General features: G+C 38.8%; 17 protein-coding genes. 11 read left to right on the top strand and 6 right to left on the bottom strand.

Translation table 11 applies throughout. The features are described 5' to 3' along the window. Position 1: 1 nt before the first annotated feature. On the bottom strand, positions 2 to 1,657 hold the full coding sequence (locus tag ACFOSX_RS02075; RefSeq protein WP_386096526.1) for a DUF4270 domain-containing protein: 1,656 nt from the start codon (positions 1,655 to 1,657) through the stop codon (positions 2 to 4). 9 nt (positions 1,658 to 1,666) lie between these two features. Next, entirely contained in the window at positions 1,667 to 2,479 is an 813-nt protein-coding gene (locus ACFOSX_RS02070) for a glycogen/starch synthase (protein ID WP_386096524.1), read from the bottom strand. Between the two features lie 107 nt (positions 2,480 to 2,586). On the opposite strand from ACFOSX_RS02070, the gene panC reads away from it, so the two are divergent. The 10 genes from panC to ACFOSX_RS02020 all read left to right on the top strand — a co-directional run bounded on the left by panC (position 2,587) and on the right by ACFOSX_RS02020 (position 17,858). After that, on the top strand, positions 2,587 to 3,438 hold the full coding sequence (gene panC / locus ACFOSX_RS02065; RefSeq protein ID WP_386096522.1) for a pantoate--beta-alanine ligase: 852 nt from the start codon (positions 2,587 to 2,589) through the stop codon (positions 3,436 to 3,438). Between the two features lie 13 nt (positions 3,439 to 3,451). Beyond that, the gene (panD, locus tag ACFOSX_RS02060; RefSeq protein ID WP_386096520.1) at positions 3,452 to 3,802 is read left to right on the top strand and encodes an aspartate 1-decarboxylase; all 351 of its coding nucleotides are present in this window, start codon (positions 3,452 to 3,454) and stop codon (positions 3,800 to 3,802) included. 5 nt (positions 3,803 to 3,807) lie between these two features. Further along, a complete protein-coding gene (locus ACFOSX_RS02055; RefSeq protein ID WP_386096518.1) occupies positions 3,808 to 4,785 on the top strand; it encodes a lysylphosphatidylglycerol synthase transmembrane domain-containing protein in 978 nt (325 codons plus the stop codon). A gap of 85 nt (positions 4,786 to 4,870) precedes the next feature. Further along, positions 4,871 to 6,019, top strand: coding sequence for an alpha/beta hydrolase (locus tag ACFOSX_RS02050; RefSeq protein WP_386096516.1), 1,149 nt, complete (start codon positions 4,871 to 4,873; stop codon positions 6,017 to 6,019). Between the two features lie 61 nt (positions 6,020 to 6,080). Continuing rightward, a complete protein-coding gene (gene radA / locus ACFOSX_RS02045) occupies positions 6,081 to 7,442 on the top strand; it encodes a DNA repair protein RadA (protein WP_386096514.1) in 1,362 nt (453 codons plus the stop codon). 165 nt (positions 7,443 to 7,607) lie between these two features. Beyond that, complete coding sequence (locus ACFOSX_RS02040) at positions 7,608 to 8,981, top strand: vanadium-dependent haloperoxidase (protein ID WP_386096512.1); 1,374 nt, start codon at positions 7,608 to 7,610, stop codon at positions 8,979 to 8,981. Positions 8,982 to 9,072: 91 nt separating this feature from the next. Beyond that, a complete protein-coding gene (gene ileS / locus ACFOSX_RS02035; protein WP_386096510.1) occupies positions 9,073 to 12,549 on the top strand; it encodes an isoleucine--tRNA ligase in 3,477 nt (1,158 codons plus the stop codon). Between the two features lie 3 nt (positions 12,550 to 12,552). Beyond that, positions 12,553 to 12,936, top strand: coding sequence for a TraR/DksA family transcriptional regulator (locus ACFOSX_RS02030; RefSeq protein WP_386096508.1), 384 nt, complete (start codon positions 12,553 to 12,555; stop codon positions 12,934 to 12,936). Between the two features lie 125 nt (positions 12,937 to 13,061). Then, positions 13,062 to 13,718 (top strand): hypothetical protein, encoded by a 657-nt coding sequence (locus ACFOSX_RS02025; protein WP_386096506.1) that lies wholly within the window; start codon positions 13,062 to 13,064, stop codon positions 13,716 to 13,718. 168 nt (positions 13,719 to 13,886) lie between these two features. Continuing rightward, on the top strand, positions 13,887 to 17,858 hold the full coding sequence (locus ACFOSX_RS02020) for a T9SS type B sorting domain-containing protein (RefSeq protein ID WP_386096504.1): 3,972 nt from the start codon (positions 13,887 to 13,889) through the stop codon (positions 17,856 to 17,858). 3 nt (positions 17,859 to 17,861) lie between these two features. Here the strand turns inward: ACFOSX_RS02020 and ACFOSX_RS02015 are convergent, their stop codons facing one another. Genes ACFOSX_RS02015 through ACFOSX_RS02000 form a run of 4 tightly spaced genes read right to left on the bottom strand, consistent with a single transcriptional unit; the run spans position 17,862 to position 20,681 of the window. After that, positions 17,862 to 18,437 (bottom strand): 5-formyltetrahydrofolate cyclo-ligase, encoded by a 576-nt coding sequence (locus ACFOSX_RS02015; protein WP_386096502.1) that lies wholly within the window; start codon positions 18,435 to 18,437, stop codon positions 17,862 to 17,864. Further along, on the bottom strand, positions 18,434 to 19,405 hold the full coding sequence (locus ACFOSX_RS02010; RefSeq protein ID WP_386096500.1) for a succinylglutamate desuccinylase/aspartoacylase family protein: 972 nt from the start codon (positions 19,403 to 19,405) through the stop codon (positions 18,434 to 18,436). The genes ACFOSX_RS02015 and ACFOSX_RS02010 overlap by 4 nt, the downstream gene beginning before the upstream one ends. A gap of 3 nt (positions 19,406 to 19,408) precedes the next feature. Further along, entirely contained in the window at positions 19,409 to 20,281 is an 873-nt protein-coding gene (gene rimK, locus ACFOSX_RS02005; protein WP_386096498.1) for a 30S ribosomal protein S6--L-glutamate ligase, read from the bottom strand. Continuing rightward, positions 20,256 to 20,681 carry an ATP-dependent zinc protease family protein gene (locus tag ACFOSX_RS02000; protein WP_386096496.1) on the bottom strand — a complete coding sequence of 142 codons (426 nt, stop codon included), beginning with the start codon at positions 20,679 to 20,681 and terminating at the stop codon, positions 20,256 to 20,258. Before ACFOSX_RS02000 ends, rimK begins: the two co-directional genes overlap by 26 nt. Before the next feature lie 85 nt (positions 20,682 to 20,766). Between ACFOSX_RS02000 and uvrC the strand changes: the two genes are divergently transcribed. Continuing rightward, a complete protein-coding gene (gene uvrC, locus ACFOSX_RS01995; protein WP_386096494.1) occupies positions 20,767 to 22,560 on the top strand; it encodes an excinuclease ABC subunit UvrC in 1,794 nt (597 codons plus the stop codon). Positions 22,561 to 22,621 lie beyond the last annotated feature (61 nt).

The following is a 22,621-nucleotide window of genomic DNA, read 5'->3' as shown; positions in this document are numbered from 1 at the left end:
ATTATTGACAATCCTCATCAGATGATAAACACGTGTAAAAAATTTCGAGTTGAACACGTTTTTCTGGGTCTGTAGCATTACTTCCGTAAAGGATGGTTCCTCTAGGATTTATAACAGAGCTGACAGGAACTTGGATTTCAGGTTGACCTAAAACATTTCTTTGAGGTATAATTTCTTCAAGATTTACATTACCAGAAACTGCCAATCCTAAAGTCACATTAGTAGAGCTATTTTCAATCAGTCGTTTGAGGTGCTCAGTAATTTTGAACTTATATTTGATTCCATTACTCGAAAAATCATTTTCTGTTCGCTCTAAAATGCCTAAATGATTAGGTTTTGAAAATATAGGAGTGTTGGCTATTGTAAGATCAAGAAAATAGTCTGCTAAGGGCAAATTATTTTCTGTATCATAGATAAAAATGCGACTTGGCTCTTCGCCTCTAACTATTGCTTCATCAACATAAAAAATTAAGTTTGCTTCGTTAATTAGCCTTCTATAGCTTACAAACGCATCAGTCTCATTATCGTAGTTAGCATAAGTAGTTTTGAAGTTTTCGAATTCTTGTTCGTCACCGTTAAATAACTTTATCTTAGCTACGGCACCCTGACCCCCTTTTAAAAATAACTTAGAGTCACCATTATTAGGGTCGCCGTCAGTAATTGGATTAGTGAAATTATTGTTTAATAGGTTTATTCTGTTACCATTAAATCTTAATACATATGTGTTTTGAGGTCTTTCGTCACCTTCTTCTTCAGGGTCTTGAGAATATGTCAATGTGATATTTGCATTATCCGAAGAAAGATTAAGACCAATTAAGCTACCTTGGCCTGAGCTCACTGATTCTGCTTTAAAAAAGATACCCCTAAAATAATTGTTGAAATTATTACTGTTGGATAGTTCGTTAGCATTCTGGGGAAGTCCTAAAATTTTTGTCTGCCAAAACTGAAATGCATCAGAACTAGGGTCAGTATATTCAAGTCTAATAGCAGGAGGTTGAATAGTTTCATTGTCTTCACCACTATTAAGGACTATAGCATCATTAGAAATTTCTAATTCATCTATAATATCAATCGGCTCAAACTGAAGATCAGCAACTGAGATCATTTCATTTTCAGATAAAGCACCATTAGAAAAATAGTTTTGTACATCACCAAAACTAGAATTAGGATCAAAATCTCGAAGAAAATAATTACTTTCATAAATACTCAATTTAATTGAACTGTAAGTATCATCTTCACTATATGGATAAATTGAGTCTAATTTATAGGAAGGCCTGTTATTGTCATCAAAACCAGTTGTTCTACTAAAATAAGGTATAGTGATAACAACTGACTCTAACATAGCTCCGCTGCCAAAATCTGGAGAAAGCGTTGTTGGGCGTAATTGAGTTACGATATTTCCGATGGTTTCTCCATAATTAGGGTCATCATACACCCCTAAAAAATTAATGGCCAAGTTGTCAGTCTGCACTGGCCCTAAAGCATCAGTATAAGTAATAACAGAGTAAGGCGTGTTATCTGTTTCAAAATTTGTCGCCGTATCGGGATTAATAATGTCAGAATCAATACTGGCAAAATCCTGTTCACAGGCCACAAAGGATAGGGTTAAAACACTTAAGAGGCTTAAGGTTCTGAGGGCAAATTTGTAAGTTTTCATTTAATCTGTTTAGCTATTTAACACACTGTTTGTATAGAATTCGGTGTATGGTTCTGCGAATTCTTCTAAAGAGTGATAGTCTAGCGTTGGCTTATCTAGGCCATCAATATGGTCTTCTAATTCTTTTGGTAAAGTTTCTGAACCTTTGATAATAGCATCAGAATGATCTATTGCTAACTTCATAAGGTTATTGTAATCTGGCGTTTCCAAAGTCTTAATCACCTCGGCATCCAAGCCATCAAAAGCAACCTTTTTAATCATGTCTTTATTTAACGTGCCTTCAAAGTTTTGATTGTATACAGAGGTCACAACTTTACTTTCGGCAAACAAAGGTTCTGTTTTAAAGTATTCTTTTAAGTATAGAGGAAGCAAAGATGCTAACCATCCATTAACATGAATGATATCTGGTGCCCAATTCAATTTTTTAACGGTTTCAATAACACCTTTGGCGAAGAATATGGCACGCTCATCATTGTCAGAAAACAAGTTGCCATCTTCATCTGTCAAGGTGGCCTTACGCTTAAAGTATTCTTCGTTATCAATAAAATAAACCTGTATACGCTCCTTTGGAATTGAAGCCACCTTAATAATCAAAGGCATGTCAAGGTCGTTAATTACTAAATTGATTCCCGATAGGCGAATCACTTCGTGTAACTGATGTCTACGTTCATTTATGTTTCCAAAGCGAGGCATAAATATTCGGATTTGCCCTCCTTGTTTATTCACCATCCGAGGCGCTTCAAAGGACATTGAAGAAATCTCTGTTTCTGGTAAATATGGGACGACTTCCGACGATACATATAATATTCGCTTATCTTTCATAAATCTGCTTCTTTTGTTTAAGGATAAAAAACATGCAAAAGTACAAAATTTTATGCAGTTTGCTAGTAAAAGATTAAGTTTGCACGCGTTAAACTTATGTTATCTAATTGAAAACTTTTTTCAACAAATCCGAGCTTTCTCAGCATTTAGAAGGTTTAAAAGCAAAAGGAAAATCCGTTGGTATGGTACCTACAATGGGTGCCTTGCATCAGGGTCATTTATCATTGGTTGAAAAAGGTCTTCAACAAAGCGACGTGGTTGTAGTCAGCATCTTTGTGAATCCCACTCAGTTTAACAATGCCGAGGATCTAGAAAAATATCCAAGAACTTTAAAACGAGACGTTGCACTTCTAGAAACTGTTTCAAAAGAGACCATCATTGTTTACGCACCTACGCCAGATGATATTTACGACCATAATGTAGAATCTGAAAGCTTTACGTTTGAAGGTCTTGAGCACGAAATGGAAGGCGCCTTTAGACCAGGGCATTTTGATGGTGTAGGGACTATAGTAAAGCGATTGTTAATGGCTGTAAATCCTGATGAGGCTTATTTTGGTGAGAAGGACTTTCAACAATTGGCCATCATCAAAAAAATGGTAAAACTCCATAATATAGATGTAGAGATTATAGGATGTCCAATATATAGAGCTGATGACGGTTTGGCGATGAGTTCAAGAAACGAGCGCTTAAAGCCAGAATACAGGGATGTAGCACCGTTCATCTACCAAACACTTCAAACGGCAAAAGAAAAATTTGGCACAAAAAGTGCTAGGAAAGTGGCGGAATGGGTTGAGCGTCAGTTTAAAAAGCATCCATTGCTAAAATTGGAATATTTCACAATAGCTGATACAGAAACCCTAAGACCACTAAAACGAAAATCTAACAAAAAAAACTATAGAGCCTTTATTGCAGTTTATGCCGGTGAGATTCGGTTGATTGATAATATCGCTCTAAATTAAGTATCTTTGCCCTATGCAAATTACTGTTGTAAAATCTAAAATTCACCGCGTTAAAGTAACGGGTGCAGACCTGAACTACATTGGGAGTATTACCATTGATGAAGACCTAATGGAAGCGGCGAATATTATACAAGGCGAAAAAGTTCAAATTGTAAATAATGATAATGGCGAACGTCTCGAAACCTACTGCATACCTGGTCCACGTAACAGTGGCGAAATCACCTTAAACGGTGCCGCAGCCCGTAAAGTAGCTGTTGGCGATACCTTGATTTTAATTACCTACGCTATGATGGATATTGAAGCCGCTAAAACTTTTAAACCTTCCTTGGTATTCCCAAACGAAGCCACCAACCTTCTAAAATAAATACTTTGAGCAAAATAGGCTCTATACTGAAAATTGCGATTCCACTGCTGTTAGGTATAGCGCTGGTGTGGTATTCCTTATCTCAAATATCCTTGGATGAGTTGTGGCTGTACATTAAAAATGCCAAACATAACTGGATAGCCCTTGGTGTATTTTGCGGTGTTTTAAGCCATTTGTCTAGAGCCTATCGTTGGTTGTTCATGGCAGAACCTTTAGGCTATAAGCCAAAATTCTTGAATAGCGCTATGGCGGTTTTCTCCGCCTATCTCATCAATTTTACGATTCCCAGGGCAGGGGAAGTAGCCCGAGGCACAATATTGTCAAATTATGAAGGATTGCCCGTTGATAAAGCCTTTGGGACAATTGTTGCTGAACGTGTGGCCGATACCATTGTTTTGCTTGCTATAATTGCTTTGGCTCTAATTTTGGAGTTTGATTTTATCTATAGCTTTTTCATTGAAAAATTCAATGGTTCTACATTACTGATTGGTGGGTTAGCAGGCCTTTCTTTAGTTGCTTTGCTTATTTTTTTTATTCGGAAGAGTACTTCAAAATTCGCTAAAAAAATTCGAGGTTTTGTTTCAGGACTTGTCGAAGGTGCAATGAGCATCTTTAAAATGGAACGCAAATGGGCGTTTATATTTCATACTATTTTTATCTGGTCCATGTATGTGCTTATGTTTTACATTACCAGTTTAGCGGTACCCGAATTGAATGGCATCTCTTTTGCCGCTATCCTTATTGGTTTCATCATGGCGAGTTTTAGTATTGCCGCGACAAATGGAGGTATTGGCTCTTTTCCTGAAGCCATTGTTATCGCTTTCGGACTTTTTGGACTGGCAGCTGACCCAAGCAGGGCCTTTGGTTGGATTATGTGGTCCTCGCAAACCCTAATGATTATTGTTCTTGGGGGTCTTTCGCTTATTTATTTACCAATTTATAACAGGAAGAAAAGAATCGCTAGTAAAGAAGCATCGCTCTAAGGTCTAATTTCTAGTGGCTAGAGTTTGTTCACTTGGTTTAATAATAATCTCTATATTGCCCTAGTTAACCCAAACTAAACACGTTATGAAACGCTTAAACCTAATATGCCTCTTTTTGCTGAGTACGATTATTACCTTCGCTCAAGCAAAATACGAAACCATATATTCCAACGCGCTCGGCGAAGACCGTGAGATAAAAGTATTGTTACCACGTGGTTACGACCCTAACGAAGAAAAAGCCTACCCAGTTATCTATGTTTTTGATGGTGATTATTTGTTTGAAGCCGTCGCCGGAAACGTAGACTATTTTGCTTACTGGGAAGATATTCCAGAATCCATAGTCGTTGGTGTCAATCAGTATGATACGCGCGAGGATGATTTATATTATTCTGAACAGAATTCACTACCCGTAGAATCAGGTGCCGCATTTTTTGAATTCGTTGGTAAAGACCTCATTCCTCACATTCAAAAAAACTATAAAACCGAAAACTTTAGGGTAGCCGTCGGTCATGGGCAAACCGCCAATTTCATCAATTATTATTTATTGCGAAAACCACCAATTTTCAATGCGTACATTTCTGTGAGTCCAGATTTGGCACCCGAAATGCAAAACTATTTATTAGAACGTATGAAGGCCTTTGAAAATAAGGTGTTCTATTATATGGCTACGTCAACACAGGATGTTCTAGAAATTAAAGAAGCTACTGAGAGTTTAGATAAAGGTATTTCAGCAATAGAAAATAATAATTTACTGTATACGTTCGATCTATTCGAAGGGCCTTCGCATTATGCTTTACCGACACACGCCATTCCTAAGGCTTTAGAGCGTATCTTTTTTGTGTTTCAACCCATCAGTAAAAAGGAATACACCGAATCTATCTTAAAGTTGACAACATCTCCTGTTGAATACTTAACACAGAAGTACGATTTAATCAAGGATTTATTCGGGATGGACAAACAAATATTAGTCAATGATTTTAAAGCCATTGATGCAGCCATTCGGAAGAATGAAAAATGGGAGTATTATGAAGATTTATCTAAAATCGCTCGTAAACAATATCCTGACACACTTTTAGGGCATTATTATCTCGGGATGTTTTACGAAAAAACAGGCGAACCCAAAAAAGCAATGAAGACCTATCGATCGGCATATATTTTAGAAGAAATTGCTGGTATTTCAAAAGATTTGTTGCTTGAGAAAGCCGATGAGATTAAAGCTGATTTTGGGTACTAGATTTGTGTAACAAAAAACAAGACTAAGCGTTCTTCCCCTTTGGGGAAGCTAGATGGGGCCTATGGCAAAAGTAAAAACTACCTTCTACTGTCAGAGTTGTGGCAGTCAATATAGCAAATGGCAAGGGCAATGTACTGCTTGTAAACAATGGAACACAATTGTAGAGGAAGTTGTTCAAAAGGAAACGAAGAATGACTGGAAACCTTCAGGCTCTTCTACCAAAAAAAGAGTTTCAAAACCTTTAAAAATTAATGAAATTGATGCCTCGGCCGATGCTCGGATGAACATGCACGATGGCGAATTCAATCGTGTACTTGGTGGTGGATTGGTACCTGGGTCATTAACCTTATTGGGCGGGGAACCTGGCATTGGAAAGAGTACTTTGTTACTCCAAATCGCATTGCATTTGCAGTATAAAACACTTTATGTGTCTGGCGAAGAAAGTCAAAAGCAGATTAAAATGCGGGCGGAACGTATCCACCCTAACAGTGAGCATTGCTATATTCTTACAGAGACAAAAACTCAAAATATCTTCAAACAAATTGAAGATCTGGAGCCTGACATTGTGGTGGTGGACTCCATTCAAACCCTCCATTCAGATTACATAGAGTCGTCTCCCGGAAGTATTTCCCAAATCAAGGAATGCACCACGGAGCTTATAAAATTCGCAAAGGAAACTGCAACGCCGGTTATTCTTATCGGGCATATCACCAAAGATGGTCACATCGCCGGGCCAAAGATATTGGAACACATGGTGGATACAGTGCTTCAATTTGAAGGCGACCGTAATCATGTCTTTAGAATTCTTCGAGCAAACAAAAATAGATTCGGGTCAACTAATGAACTCGGTATTTACGAAATGCAAGGCTCCGGATTGCGAGAAGTCAGCAACCCATCGGAAATTTTAATCTCCGAAAAAGACGGCGAACTCTCAGGTAATGCTGTCGCTGCGACTTTAGAAGGTATGCGACCGCTGATGATTGAAGTTCAGGCTTTAGTAAGTACTGCAGTGTATGGCACGCCACAGCGCTCAGCTACCGGATTCAATGCCAAGCGCCTCAACATGCTTTTAGCTGTTTTGGAAAAGCGCGCAGGATTTAGACTTGGAGCAAAAGATGTCTTTCTGAATATTACGGGTGGCATTACAGTAGATGACCCAGCGATAGATTTGGCAGTTGTTGCAGCAATACTGTCCTCTAACGAGGATGAAGCCTTACCAAGCGATTATTGTTTTGCCGCTGAGGTCGGTTTGTCTGGCGAAATTAGACCCGTACAGCGAGTTGAACAACGTATTTTGGAAGCTGAAAAATTGGGGTTTGCTACAATTTTTGTATCTAAATACAATAAGATTGGTTTAAAAAATACTAGTATCAAAATTCAGCTTATTTCAAAAATTGAGGATTTGGTGGATGGGTTACTGTAATTAAACGTTGTGATACCGCAAGTATTTCGTAATCAATAAACCATTGGTTATTAGTTGTTTCGATTAAATAAGTTCATGGTTGAAAACAAGCAAATCATCGAAAAACACCTCTTTTATTTTCAAGACTTACAATTTCCAATTTACTTTAAGAAAAATTTTACCAGCATGACTAATCGACGGTTTCCACATATCTTCTTAGGAATTCTACTTATTTTTTTAGTTAAATCCTGTACTAAAGATTCTGAGCCGAGGATTGATCAAGCTGTATCTTCAGAATCAACTCGGCAACTTATAATTGATTGGAACGCATTATGGCTAGAAGTAGATCGTTATGCCACGGCGACAAGACCAAATGCCACGGCTCGTGCTTTGGCTTACATTCACTTGGCGGGCTATGAAACCGCAATTATTGATATGCCAGGCTATGCTTCCAATAGCGGGCGTTTGGAAGATTTTCAGATAAATGGCAATCCACCACTAGAAACACTTAACCGAAATATTGCTTTAAATACATGCTATCCTAAAATGATCAGCCATTTTATGCAGAATATACCTGAGAATATCAAAGCGAAGATATTTGAAGTTCAGGCTGAAAATGATGTCGCTTTAAGACAGGGCGTTTCAGACGCTGTATATGAGGCCTCGACCAATTGGGGCACCTATATCGCCGACCAGGTCATTGCGTACAGCCAAACAGATACCGAAGCCGAATCACAGATCTTGGATCCGCAACCTTTCTCTTATGAGCCTCCTGTTGCTGAAGGTTATTGGACCTACAGTGCAGATGAAGAACGTGCATGGTTTCCACATTGGAAATCGGTGAGGACATTTGTTATGTCACCAGAGGAATCTTCGAGTACAGCCCCTCCAATGAATTATGATACAGATATTTCAAGCGACTATTACAATGCCATGATGGAGGTCTACGAGAGTAATAATGATGCCAAAGAAAATGACAACGAAGCCTTATGGATTGCCGAATTTTGGTCAGATGATGTAGAAAATTTAATGATGAGCCCACCCGGAAGACAATTATCAATAGCAAATCAAGTCATTCAACAAGAAAATTTAGAATTTGATACCACTTTGGCATTGTTGCTAAAATTGGGATTTTCTCTAAACGATGCGGCGGTTTCTGCGTGGGCCGATAAGTATGAATATATGACCATGCGCCCGAGTGTATATATTCAAGAACATATTGATACTGACTTTCAAACCAATTTATACCGATTTATTTTTTGGCCTAATCCCTCATTTCCAAGTTATCCATCTGGTCATGCGGCCTTTGCTTCTGCAGCGGCGGGCGTTTTTATAAATGAGTTAGGAAATGACATCACTTTCACCGACTACTCCCATGAAGGACGCACCGAGTTTAGGGGTATGCCAAGAACATTCAGCTCTTTTTCTGATATGGCTGAGGAGAATGCCTATTCCAGGGTGCCTTTAGGCGTACATTGCAGTATGGACTCTACCGAAGGTTTGCGTTTGGGATATGAGATTTCGGATGCTGTTAATGGTTTAGATTTGTCTTCATTATAAACTAAAACAACATAGGAGGAGTTACTTTCCTAAACCCCTTAATTTTTCCCCAATTTTCTGTAATTTTGCGCACTTATAAAATGCGCAGAACATGAGCCAAAAGTTCACTGAATATAAAGGACTTAACTTATCTAAAGTTGCCGATGAGGTTGGTAACTATTGGAAAGACCATGATATCTTCAATAAAAGTGTCACCACTCGCGAGGGCAAACCACCCTATGTGTTTTTTGAAGGACCACCGTCAGCCAATGGATTGCCAGGTGTACACCACGTTTTGGCACGTGCCATTAAAGATATTTTTCCTCGCTATAAAACCATGAAAGGCTTTCAGGTAAAGCGCAAAGCTGGATGGGATACCCACGGCTTGCCCATTGAACTTGGTGTTGAGAAAGAATTAGGCATTACCAAAGAAGATATCGGCACTAAAATCTCCGTAGAAGAGTACAATGCCGCATGCAAAAAAGCTGTGATGCGCTACACGGATATTTGGAATGACCTTACCCAAAAAATGGGCTATTGGGTGAATATGGATGACCCATACATCACCTATAAACCAAAATACATGGAGTCCGTATGGTGGTTGCTCAAACAGATTTACGATAAAAATTTACTATACAAGGGCTATACCATTCAGCCCTATTCACCTAAAGCGGGGACAGGCTTAAGTTCGCACGAATTGAATCAACCTGGCACCTATCAAGATGTTACAGATACAACGGTTGTAGCGCAGTTCCTATCCCCATCCCTTTCCAAAGGAAAGGGGGAAGAAAATGACTTGTATAAAGCATTTAATTTAAGCAACCGTGAGCAAGTCCTTCCCTTCGGGAAGGATTTAGGATGGGATGAAAGGGATTTTTTCTTCCTCGCATGGACAACCACACCTTGGACATTGCCGAGTAATACGGCATTGACAGTTGGCCCAAAGATTGATTACGTATTGGTGGCCACCTATAACCAATATACCTTTAAGCCACAGTATGTGGTTTTGGCAAAAAGTTTAATTGGCAAACAATTCTCTGGAAAATTCAATAAAACTGAAGAAGCTTCAGAATTATTAGCTTATAAAAGTGGAGACAAGACCATTCCATATCGAATTATCGCCGAATGTAAAGGCAATGATTTGGTAGACATTCGATACGAACAACTCCTCAACTATGCCCTTCCAAACGATAATCCCGAAAATGCATTTCGTGTTATTTCTGGAGACTTTGTAACGACCGAAGACGGAACAGGAATCGTTCACACAGCGCCGACATTCGGTGCAGATGATGCGCTCGTTGCCAAGCAAGCATCGCCAGAAGTTCCGCCATTATTGGTAAAAGATGAGAACGACAATTTGGTGCCATTGGTAGATTTACAAGGTAAGTTTCGACCAGAGCTGGGTGAGTTTGGCGGTAAATATGTAAAGAACGAATATTATACGGATGGCGAAGCACCAGAAAAGTCTGTTGACGTAGAATTGGCCATTAAGCTTAAGACCGAAAACAAAGCTTTTAAGGTTGAAAAATACAAGCACAGCTATCCTAACTGCTGGCGTACCGATAAACCAATTCTGTATTATCCATTGGATTCTTGGTTCATTAAAGTGACCGACGTTAAGGATAAAATGCATGCGTTAAACAATACCATTAATTGGAAACCAAAATCTACTGGCGAAGGCCGATTTGGTAACTGGTTAGCCAATGCTAACGATTGGAATTTATCGCGCTCTCGTTTTTGGGGCATTCCATTACCAATTTGGCGAACCGAAGATGGCAAGGAGCAAATTTGTATAGGCACTATGGCAGAATTGAAAGCTGAAATGGCAAAGGCTGTTAACGCTGGAGTGCTATCTGAAGACATTTTTGCTGACTTTGAAGTAGGCAACATGTCTGAAGAAAACTATGATAAAATAGACCTTCATAAAAATGTTGTCGATAAGATTGTTTTGGTGTCCGATTCTGGGCAACCGATGAAACGTGAAAGTGACTTAATCGATGTTTGGTTCGATTCTGGTTCTATGCCCTATGCACAGTGGCATTACCCGTTCGAAAATCAGGATTTCATTGATAAAAATGAAGCTTTTCCAGCAGACTTTATTGCTGAAGGTGTAGACCAAACACGTGGTTGGTTTTATACGCTTCATGCTATTGGTACTATGGTTTTTAATTCTGTTGCCTATAAAAACGTAGTTTCAAACGGACTGGTATTGGATAAGAACGGACAGAAAATGTCTAAGCGCTTGGGCAATGCGACTGACCCGTTTGAAACGCTTTCAAAGTACGGTGCCGATGCCACACGTTGGTACATGATTAGCAATGCTAATCCTTGGGATAATTTAAAATTTGATGTGGATGGTATCGCTGAGGTGAGTCGAAAATTCTTCGGGACGCTGTATAATACCTATTCATTCTTCGCACTGTATACCAATTTGGATGGTTTCGATTATTCTGAAGAAGACATCCCATTAAATGAACGCCCAGAATTGGACCGCTGGATTCTTTCAGAATTAAACAGTTTGATTCAAAAAGTAGATGAATACTACGCCGATTACGAACCGACGAAGGCCGCCAGAGCCATTTCAAACTTTACACAGGAATATTTGAGTAATTGGTACGTGCGTTTAAGCAGACGCCGTTTTTGGAAAGGTGATTACCAAACCGATAAGATTTCGGCTTACCAAACGTTATATACCTGTATGTTGACGATTGCCAAGTTGGGCGCGCCGATTGCACCATTCTTTATGGATCGATTGTATTTAGATTTGAATGCTGTAACCAATAAGGAAGATTTTGAAAGTGTGCATTTATCGCAATTTCCTCAAGCAAATGCTGATGCCATTGATAAGAGTTTAGAACGTAAGATGGAAGCCGCACAGAAAATTTCGTCATTGGTATTGTCGCTACGTGCTAAAGAGAAAATAAAGGTGCGTCAACCGCTTCAGAAAATCATGATTCCGGTGAATTCATCTGAGCAAAAATCTGAAATTGAAGCTGTTGCGGATTTGATAAAGCACGAAGTAAATGTAAAAGAGATTGAGTTATTGGAGGATGCTTCCGATATTTTAGTCAAGCAAATAAAACCGAATTTTAAGACACTAGGACCACGCTTTGGTAAAGACATGAAAGCGATTGCCGTGGCTGTCAACAATTTTGATGCAGAAATTATCAACAAAATTGAACAAAACGGTGAATATGCGCTTGACATTAATGGAAAAAATATTACTTTGGGTCTTGATGATGTAGAAATTACATCGCAAGATATTGAAGGTTGGTTGGTGGCCAATGAAGGCGCATTGACAGTAGCTTTAGATGTAACCATCAATGACGCATTGCGTAGCGAAGGTGTGGCGAGAGAACTTGTTAATCGCATTCAGAATTTACGTAAGGATTCAGGTTTTGAAGTGACTGACCGTATTGATGTTCAGCTTCAGAATGATGAAAACATAGCTAGAGCTATTGCTGAAAATGCGGAGTATATTAAGTCCGAAACCTTAACCGAAGAGTTAGAATTAATCGATAATCTAAACAGTGGTATAGAAATTGTGTTCGATGATGTAAATACCAAACTGTTTATTCAAAAACATTAAATTATGGCATCAGATATAAAAAACAGATATTCAGATAAAGATTTAGAAGAATTCAGAGTGCTTATTCAAGAAAAAATTGAAAAAGCGGAGCACGATTTAGAATTGATAAAAAGTGCCTATATGAATGACCATAACAATGGTACGGACGATACATCGCCAACATTCAAGGCGTTTGAAGAAGGTTCTGAAACCATGAGCAAGGAAGCCAATTCTGCATTGGCGATTCGTCAGGAAAAGTTCATTCGTGATTTAAAGAATGCCATTATCCGAATTGAAAACAAATCTTACGGTGTTTGCCGTGTTACTGGAAAGCTAATCAACAAGGAACGCTTAAAGTTGGTGCCTCATGCCACGTTGAGCATTGAAGCTAAAAACATGCAGAAATAAATTGTTGTCGTTTGTTCTGTGTCGCCTTGAGCATTACTGAGTGGAAAATGTATTTTCAACGAAAGTACCTCACAAAGTAAGTCGAAAGGTAAATACATAGGATAAACACAATCGTTTCGTAGCAAATGAAATATATCAAACATATAAAGCTTTGGGGTCCCAAGGCTTTTTTTATACTCTTTTTTCTAGCCTTTAGTTTTTCTGTTTTCACTCAAAACACAAACATTGAAACCCTTAGTGCAAAGGACATTAGCCGTGTCAGCGTCAACGGCTATCAAATTTTTAAAATCGAAGTCAAGACCACACAAAAAGATAGTGTCGTTGTTAAATCCCTAACCGACGGCGAGTATCAAAACGACTTTAAAATTCATACGGAAGTTCGCCCAGACCAGACACTTTACATTGAATTACGCCAAACACCTTTTAAAACTATTCCGGACGATAAACGGAATGCACATAAAGTCGTGGCAGCAACTCTTCGCATTGAAATGCCCGAAAAAAAGAATCTCAGAATTCAAAGTGATATTGGCTTGGTAGATGCCAAAGGTCATTTTGCCAATCTTAATATTGAACTGATGCAAGGCAGTTGCCGTATTAAAGGTGAAGCACAGATTGCCAACATCAACACATTTGATGGAGATATTACCATTAAAACAAAAAATGCGGTAATTGAAGCGCAATCGAGTAATGGCACAACCCATGTTGATGACTTAGGGTTTGGTGTGGCGCTTTGGGCGCTTAAATCTATTGATGGGGATATAACAGTAAGCCGGAAGGATTAATTATGAGAAAGATTTGGATAATCTAAACCAACGCCTAACTGTAATCGCCTAATCCTTTTGAGGTTTTTAAACTAATCTGCTATATTTGATGTTCCTAACTAATCAATTATGCTGCTAAGGCGATTCAAGCGATTCGACTATTTTTTTTGTTGTCTACTTCTTTTGTTGTTGTCATCAACTTTATTCTCCCAAACACCCCTACATTCTGGCGTAGCTGTTAGTGATTTCGGTATAAGCAATTCTATTGGATCTGCAAATACTAGTAAAAATCTCGCCACAGATCGTGAAGGGAATATTTATGTAGTGTATAGAACAGATTCGGCCATTAGACTTGCCAGGAGTATAAATGGTGGTGAAAGTTTTTTGCCAAGTACATTAGTCCGCAACTTTGGTTCTTCCGACCCAGAAATTACTGTTGGAGATACCGGAATAATTTATGTGGCTTGGGTAGAAAATGGTGTCGCGCTGCTGGCAAGAAGCCTAGATCAAGGCCAAACCTTTGGCCCGCCAGTAACGGTAGGCCCAATGAATTCAATAACCCTTCATATGTCAACTTATGGTCCAAACGTTTATATTTTGGGGCAAAATGGATCTATACTATACTCCAATGCATCGGAAGGGGTGGGTTCTTATAACAGTGTGTCTTCTGGTGTTTCTATGGCATATTCAGATGTGTTGACTGATGCAAACGGAAAAATTTATCTACCTATGGACGACCCTAATCTTTTACTTTTTAGTAGTGAGGATGAAGGTAGTTCTTTAACACAAACCAATCTTAATCCAGCTGAAGATGTATTTTTCTCTAGTTATGCTTTGAGTGATGGGCCTTGCGGCACCTATATTTTTGTTGCCGGTAGCTTGTTTGACCCATCAACAACATTAGGATTTCGTATGGATGTGGTTACTGGTGACTTATCTCCAATTAACTTTGGCTTAAGTGAAGTAGAGGCAGAGGGACGAACACTTTATGCTGATAATACTGGGACCTTAATTGATGGCTATAAGGATATCAATGGAAATCTAGTTATGGCTATTAGTTCCGATCAAGGTAACACTTTCAATACACCAATTGTGATAGCAAATGGAGCCTCTCACAACCTGGCACGTGATAATACCGAAAATACCCTTTTAGTGGTTTATGAGCAGAATGGAAGAATATTCTTGAATGTGTATGACGATATACTAAAAAATATAAATATTATTGAGCCAGACATACCGCTAACCCTATGCGACAATAGCGAGTTTAGTGTGAACTTTACTTTAGATGGATCTTTTTCAGCTATGTCGGTTTTTACTGTAGTACTTAGTGATGAGTTCGGTAATTTTGAAAACTCCATTGAACTTGGCTCAACAGTTACAGATAGTAATGGAACGATAATGTTCACCCTACCTGACAATTTGGTGCCGAGCCCAGACTATAAGATTAGGATTGAATCTTTTGTAAATTGTCTTCAAAGCGAGCCATTAACTATCGATTTGGGTCAGGGATCTTTAAATGGCCCGACTGAGGCCTGTGTTGGGAACTCTATTCAATATTTGGCTTCTGGTAATACAACTGATGCTATGCCTTGGTCCTCTTCAGATACAACGGTTGCTAGTATTAATGATACAGGACTGTTAACTGCAGTTATGGCCGGTACCACGACGATTGAATATGTATCGGATTCAGGATGTACTTTAACTTTAGATTTGGAAATTTTTGATAATCCTGTTGTAACAGATGTCGTAACCTTGCAACAGTGCGATACCGACACGGATGGTTTTAGTGCTTTTAATCTTAAAGAGGTAAACCCTGAATTGTCTGTTGACCATGAAAATTTCACCATTTCATTTCATGAATCTTTAGAAGATGCTCAGAGTGGAATGGCTATTATTTTAAATGACGAGGTTTATATCAACGAAGTACAAACCATTGATAAAGTTTGGGCTAGAGTGGAAAATGGTCAAGGTTGCTTTGATACAGCTGAAGTCAACCTAATAGTCTCTGCGACGCAAATTCCAGATGATTTTATTAGGGTTTATTATAGTTGTGACGACCTTTTAGACCAGCAAGATGGAATAGCTACTTTTGATTTTAGTGATATACAAAATACATTAGACGGTCTTTTCCCTCCAAGTGAACAACTTAATATCTCATACTATAGAAATGAAGCGGATGCCCTTTCTGAAAACGATCCCATTTTGGATACTTCAAATTATAGAAATGAAGGGTATCCAAATTCCCAAGATATTTATGTTAGGGTTGATAGCGCTTTAAATAATGATTGTCTGGGTCTAGGACACCACATAACGCTCGTCGTTGATGAGGTACCTTTGGTGACAGGCCCTATTATTATTGAACAATGTGATGCCGGGAATGATGGTTTAGAATCTTTCGATACCTCAGGTATAGAAGATGAATTAAGCCTAGGGCAATCCCAAAACATTACATTTACTTATGTAGATGAGATGGGTAATGTTTATCCTAGCCCATTGCCAAATCCACTGGTAAGCAACACACCGATACTTAATATTTTTGCTACGATGACTTATGATAACCCATTGAATCCTAATAGTGGTTGTAGCGTTGAAACTACTGTGAGTCTTGTTATTTCAAACAGCGTCATTGCAAACCCCGTTGAAGATTTTAAAGTGTGTGATGAAGATGGCGATGGTATACATGCGTTTGACATTTCAAACTTAAATGCTATCATCTTAAATGGTCAAACAGAGATCCTACTCAATTTTTATGATGGGGATGGCGCATTGATGCCAAATCCATTACCAAACCCATTTTTAACCTCTACGCAAACTATAACAGCTCGGGTTGAAAACCCATTGAATCCTTTGTGTTTTGATGAAACCACCATAACCTTTATTGTGGCTGAAATTCCGATTGCTAATGAAATCCAAGATGAGTTTGTTTGTGATGATAGCTCAAATGATGGGGAATATGTCTTCGATTTGTCTAGTTTTAACGATCAGGTATTTGGGAGTCAATCGGACCAGATTTTTGAAGTGCTCTATTTTGAAACTGAATCAGACGCCATTGATAATATAAATTCACTCTCTACAGACTATTTGGTGGATTCAGAAGAAACACCTGTTTTTGCAAGACTCCAAAATATCTTAAATAACGACTGTTTCGTAATATCTGAGTTTAAATTAGGTGTAAATTTTTCACCGTTTGCATATCAACCGGAAACCCTTAGGACTTGTGATGATGATATAAACGATGGTTTTACACAAATTGATTTAAGCATTCAGAATGATGCTATTTTAAATGACCAAGACTTTCCGGATTTGGAAATTAAGTATTTCACAAGTCTTGATGATGCAGAAGACGATATCAATCAGATTCCAACGGTATTTACCAACTCTGAAAATCCTCAACTAATATTTGCACGTATTGAGAATACCACTGCGCCTGAATGTTTTTCTACAACTCAATTTATGGTTGAAGTTTATGAGCAACCTGTATTACTGATGGATGACTTGTGGTCTATCTGTGAAGATAGTTCAATAGAGGTTTATGCTGATTCGGGTTATGACAATTACAGTTGGTCAACTGGTGAAACTACGCAATCCATAACGGTTGAAAATCCGGGTCAATATTCAGTGAGAGTTTGGAATGATTACAACGATTTCATTTGTGAGGCAGAAAAAACTATTACTGTTGAAGAGTCGCAGATTGCAAGTATTGTAGATATAGACATCAATGACTGGACCCAAACTGAGAATAGTATTTCAATTAATGTTACTGGCAGTGGTGATTATGAGTATTCTATCGATGGTATATTGTTTCAAGATTCCAATGTTTTTGAACAACTTTTAGCTGGTGAATACATGGTATATGTTAGAGATAAAAAGGGATGTGGTGTAGCGACCGAAACAGTCTATTTGCTTTATTATCCTAGATATTTTACACCCAACGGTGATGGCAATCATGATACTTGGCAAATCATCAACGGATTTGTTGAGCCGACGAATGTCATTAGGATTTTTGATAGATACGGAAAACTATTGAAGCAACTAAGCCCAATAGGTAATGGTTGGGATGGAACTTACAATGGAAACCCAATGCCTACCAGTGACTATTGGTTTGTGGTCAATCGGGAAGATGGAAAACAATACTCTGGGCATTTCACACTGAAGCGTTAGTAATTAGTCTGATTTTTTGAAGACATAGACGCTCTCTGGCGTCATACAAAAATCCAACCCGACATCATCCTCAGAAGCTTCAATCAATTGGTCTTCCGCTTCAAAAAAAGACAATCCAATTTTAAGAGTTTCAGGCTTACAGTTAGCTAAAAATCGGTCATAGAAACCTTTACCATAACCAACGCGGTTTCCTGATTTGTCAAAGGCTAAAAGTGGCACAAATACCACATTGAGTTGTTGTGCTTCAATTGGGATGCCATTAACAGGTTCAGGGATATTGTAAGCGTTGAGTTCTAATTTGGCGTTGTCCGTTAGAAGGTAGTGTGATAGGCTAAAATCTTCAAAATTAGATTTTGAAATGACGATATTCTTGTCTTTCCCTGCTAAGATATTTAGCAAATAATCGGTATTGACTTCCTTTTGGGTTTCAATAGTTAGAAACACATGGTAAAAATCATGCGACCAAATATCCAAAGTCAATAAGCGATTGGCAATAGCTAAGCTTTTCTCTTCAATAGCATCAGCACTTAGTGATTGGCGGAGCGCTTTGTATTTTTGACGTAATTCAGGCTTTGTCATTCCCCTTCAACCTTTGTGGAAATATGAAAAATAGCATCACCTTGATACACCAAGGGAGACTCATTAATATTAAAGATATAGCCAGAATTTGGAGCCTTCACAAAATGATTAAAACTACCATAAGGGTCGGTTATATTACCGATGACTTCACCTTTTTCAACATAACTATTAATTGCTACGGCCGATTTAAACATCCCAGAATAGTTGGCGCGTAACCATTTGGCATCTAAAATGCGCACGGCGTTTTTCTTCGGTTTACTAGCCTTAAACTGTGAGCGTAACATATCTAGATGATTAAGGACGCGCTTGGCACCGTTAACTCCTGTATTAGTTATGGTAGAGTGGATATTGAAGGATTTTCCGCCTTCAAACAACAGCATAGGTATACCTAATTTATAGGCTGAATTCCTAAAGGAGTTCTTTAAATTCTTTGAATAGTAAATAAAAGGCGCACCAAAGGCTTCCGCCAATTCATCGAGTACCACTTCGTTTTTAATAATCCGGATTTGGGCGGCATTAAAGCGGTCTGCGCCACCTGTATGAAAATCTAGGATAAGGTCTGCATGCGGAACAATTTCGGCCATGAGTTGATGCGCCACACGGCTCGCCAAACTCCCTTTCTTACTACCTGGAAAAACACGGTTTAAATCGCGACCATCTGGAAACTGTCGATCCATATGAATAAATCCAAACACATTAATGACGGGAATACAAATAATAGTGCCGCGTTTTGGCTTATTGATGCCTTTGGCGATAATCTGGCGAACAATTTCTACACCGTTGACCTCATCACCATGAATTCCTGCAGTAATGAGAATTGTGGGCCCAGGTTTCTTTGAACGCTCAATAATCACGGGAACATCAATAGAATTTTGTGTGTGCAATTTGGCAACATTAAAGTTTACCGTAGCGCTTTGACCCAATCCCACTTTTACGCCCAGAATATCCAAGACTTCCTTTTCGCTCATGGTTTATCGATTTCGTTCAATAAATGTTATAATCGCTCGTGCTATATTTCGCCCTGTGGCGCCTTCTATACCTTCCAAACCTGGCGTACTGTTTACCTCGAGCAACAATGGTCCTCTAGCGGATTGTAACATATCCACCCCACAAACAGGAAGTTTTAATACCCGTGCCGCATTCATGGCCAATTTTAGTTCGTCATGTTCTAATTTTATGATTTCAGCCGATCCCCCACGATGAAGGTTAGATCTAAACTCACCATCTTTACCTTGTCGTTTCATCGCGCCAACCACTTGACCATCTACAACCAAAGCCCTAATATCTGCGCCTTTCGCTTCTTTGATAAATTCCTGAACAATAACACGAGCTTGCAAACCATTAAAGGCTTCGAGCACCGATTCGGCGGCATTTTTAGTCTCTGCCAGTACCACACCCAAACCTTGAGTGCCTTCCAATAATTTAATGATTACCGGTGTGCCTCCAACATGTTCTATAACTTCTTCTACATCTCTAGAATAGTTGGTGAATACAGTTTTAGGCATGCCAATTCCAGCGCGGGTTAAACGCTGTAGACTTCTCAATTTATCGCGGGATCTTAAAATAGCATCCGAAGCTGCAATGGTAAACACGCCCATCTCTTCAAACTGACGTACAACCGCACAGCCGTAAAACGTTACTGAAGCGCCAATGCGAGGAATGACCGCATCAACATAGTCCAAATAACGGTCTTTATAATAAATGGTAGGCTTTTGCTTTTCAATAATGATATCGCACTTAAGCGGATCAATGATTTCCACGTCATGACCTCGACCTTGGGCTTCCTCCACCAATCGTTGCGTAGAGTATAGGTTGGGGTTACGCGAAAGTATAACTATGTTCATTGGCTTTGTGCTTATATGATTGATTTTCAATATCTACGTCCACTAAAAATTTTTGGCGCAAAAACTGTCGTCCTATTAATACAGGAAATTTCATGTCGTCTCTAGTGCTTAAAGTTAAGTTAATCCTATAGCTTTTGCCAAAGAATATCACCTTGGTTTTTATTTTGTAACGGTTTTCCTTAAAACCATTACTACTTTTAACGTCTGTTAAACTAAAATCGCTGAAGCTAACGGTGTGGCCTTCAAAATTGCAAATAAGTTGGTTGTTTTCTAATCGAATATCCGAGCAATGAATGGCTGATGTATACGCTCCGGTATCGATTTTCACCGCAATATCAAAGAGATTTAATTCTGGGAAATCAACACGGTCGACACGTCCCAATAGTTTTTTATTTATCAAGGGGGTTCAAAAAATTAGGGGGCGAATGTAATAATAATTCGGTTTGAAAATACATCGTCCAACACTAATTATTAAATTTGAAACTATGTCTGCCACAAGTCTCGAAATCCAAATAAAAACCCTACCCAATCAGCCTGGTGTCTATCAGTATTACGATGCTAAGGAACGCTTGATTTATGTAGGAAAGGCAAAGAATATCAAAAAAAGGGTCAGCTCGTATTTTACCAAAAATCACGACTATGGAAAGACCCGCGTATTAGTAAAAAATATTCGCACCATAAAGCACATCGTTGTTGAGACAGAAACGGATGCCTTGCTGTTGGAAAATAACCTGATTAAAAAATACCAGCCCAAGTACAATGTGATGCTGAAGGACGACAAATCCTATCCGTGGATTTGTGTTAAAAATGAACGCTTTCCTAGAATATTCCCAACCCGCCGTGTCATTAAGGATGGCTCCGAATATTTTGGGCCTTATACGAGCATGAAAACGGTAAAAACACTTCTCGGATTAATCAAAGGCTTGTACCAATTGCGCACTTGCAATTACGATTTGTCTGAGGAAAAGATTGAAGCCGGAAAATTTAAAGTCTGCCTAGAATATCATCTTGGCAATTGCAAAGGCCCATGCGAAGGCTTAGAGTCAGAAGCATCATACCACCGTAATATTGAAGCTATTCGCGAAATTTTAAAAGGCAATTTTAAGGACTCCTTACAGCGCTTCCGAAAGCAAATGAAGGATTATGCCGAAGCGATGCAGTTTGAAGATGCCCAAAAAGTAAAGGAAAAGCTAACGATTTTGGAGAATTATCAAGCCAAATCAACCGTCGTCAATCCTAAAATCAGTAATGTGGATGTGTTTTCTATTGTGAGCGATGAAAGCTACGCCTATGTCAACTTTTTGCAATTGTCTTACGGCTCAATTATTCGGTCACATACCTTGGAATTAAAAAAGAAACTCGATGAAACCGATGAGGAATTGTTAGAATTAGCCATTACAGAAATCCGGCAACGTTTCAACTCCACATCGAAGGAAATTTATGTACCGTTTGAAGTAGACTTAGGCGAAAACATCAAGGTGTCAATTCCAAAATTAGGCGATAAAAAGAAGATTTTAGATTTATCGAAACGCAATGCCATGTACTATCGCATGGATAAGATGAAGCAGATAAAAATTACGGACCCAGACCGGCATGCCAACCGAATCATGGCCCAAATGAAAGCTGATTTACGTTTGTCTGAAGAACCGCGCCATATTGAATGTTTCGATAATAGTAACATTCAAGGAACAAATCCCGTGGCCGCTTGTGTGGTCTTCAAAAATGGAAAGCCTAGTAAAAAAGATTATAGACATTTCAATATAAAAACCGTGGAAGGGCCCGATGATTTTGCTTCTATGGAAGAAGTGGTTTACAGACGTTACAAACGCTTATTGGAGGAAGACCAATCCTTACCACAGCTCATTATTATAGATGGTGGAAAAGGGCAACTGTCTTCTGCTTTAAAAAGTTTGGACTTACTCGGTTTGCGAAACAAAATTGCAATAATTGGTATCGCTAAACGTTTAGAAGAATTGTTCTATCCAGATGATCCAATTCCCTTATATTTAGATAAGAAAAGTGAGACGCTAAAAATCATTCAACAGTTACGAAATGAAGCGCACCGATTTGGAATTGAGCATCATAGAAACAGACGAAGTAAAGGTGCTCTAACCTCCGAGTTAGAAAGCATCAACGGCGTAGGCGAACAAACGATTGTGGATTTAATGAAAGCCTTTAAAAGTGTAAAACGTATTGCTAACGCTAAACTCGATGAGTTGGAAGCTGTCGTTGGTACAAGCAGGGCAAACAAAGTATATGACCATTACCATAAAGAATAATTACATAAAAATTAAATACCCTGTCAGTTCGAGCGGTCCCGAATAATCGGGAGAGAACTAC

The sequence above is a fragment of the Winogradskyella maritima genome (assembly GCF_042650215.1).
In the GTDB taxonomy this organism is placed as follows: Bacteria; Bacteroidota; Bacteroidia; order Flavobacteriales; family Flavobacteriaceae; genus Winogradskyella; species Winogradskyella maritima.
The sequence above is the reverse complement of the archived record's forward strand: the minus strand, read 5'-3'. Positions and strand labels throughout refer to the sequence as shown.

What these genes read in the sequence shown, in the direction of transcription:
- ACFOSX_RS02010 (WP_386096500.1), bottom strand. Translation starts at nt 19,405, where the DNA reads ATGAGCGAAAAGGAAGTCTTGGATATTCTGGGCGTAAAAGTGGGATTG.
- ACFOSX_RS02075 (WP_386096526.1), bottom strand. Translation starts at nt 1,657, where the DNA reads ATGAAAACTTACAAATTTGCCCTCAGAACCTTAAGCCTCTTAAGTGTT.
- ACFOSX_RS02030 (WP_386096508.1), top strand. Translation starts at nt 12,553, where the DNA reads ATGGCATCAGATATAAAAAACAGATATTCAGATAAAGATTTAGAAGAA.
- panD (WP_386096520.1), top strand. Translation starts at nt 3,452, where the DNA reads ATGCAAATTACTGTTGTAAAATCTAAAATTCACCGCGTTAAAGTAACG.
- ACFOSX_RS02015 (WP_386096502.1), bottom strand. Translation starts at nt 18,437, where the DNA reads ATGACAAAGCCTGAATTACGTCAAAAATACAAAGCGCTCCGCCAATCA.
- rimK (WP_386096498.1), bottom strand. Translation starts at nt 20,281, where the DNA reads ATGAACATAGTTATACTTTCGCGTAACCCCAACCTATACTCTACGCAA.
- ACFOSX_RS02070 (WP_386096524.1), bottom strand. Translation starts at nt 2,479, where the DNA reads ATGAAAGATAAGCGAATATTATATGTATCGTCGGAAGTCGTCCCATAT.
- ileS (WP_386096510.1), top strand. Translation starts at nt 9,073, where the DNA reads ATGAGCCAAAAGTTCACTGAATATAAAGGACTTAACTTATCTAAAGTT.
- ACFOSX_RS02050 (WP_386096516.1), top strand. Translation starts at nt 4,871, where the DNA reads ATGAAACGCTTAAACCTAATATGCCTCTTTTTGCTGAGTACGATTATT.
- ACFOSX_RS02040 (WP_386096512.1), top strand. Translation starts at nt 7,608, where the DNA reads ATGACTAATCGACGGTTTCCACATATCTTCTTAGGAATTCTACTTATT.
- radA (WP_386096514.1), top strand. Translation starts at nt 6,081, where the DNA reads ATGGCAAAAGTAAAAACTACCTTCTACTGTCAGAGTTGTGGCAGTCAA.
- uvrC (WP_386096494.1), top strand. Translation starts at nt 20,767, where the DNA reads ATGTCTGCCACAAGTCTCGAAATCCAAATAAAAACCCTACCCAATCAG.
- ACFOSX_RS02025 (WP_386096506.1), top strand. Translation starts at nt 13,062, where the DNA reads ATGAAATATATCAAACATATAAAGCTTTGGGGTCCCAAGGCTTTTTTT.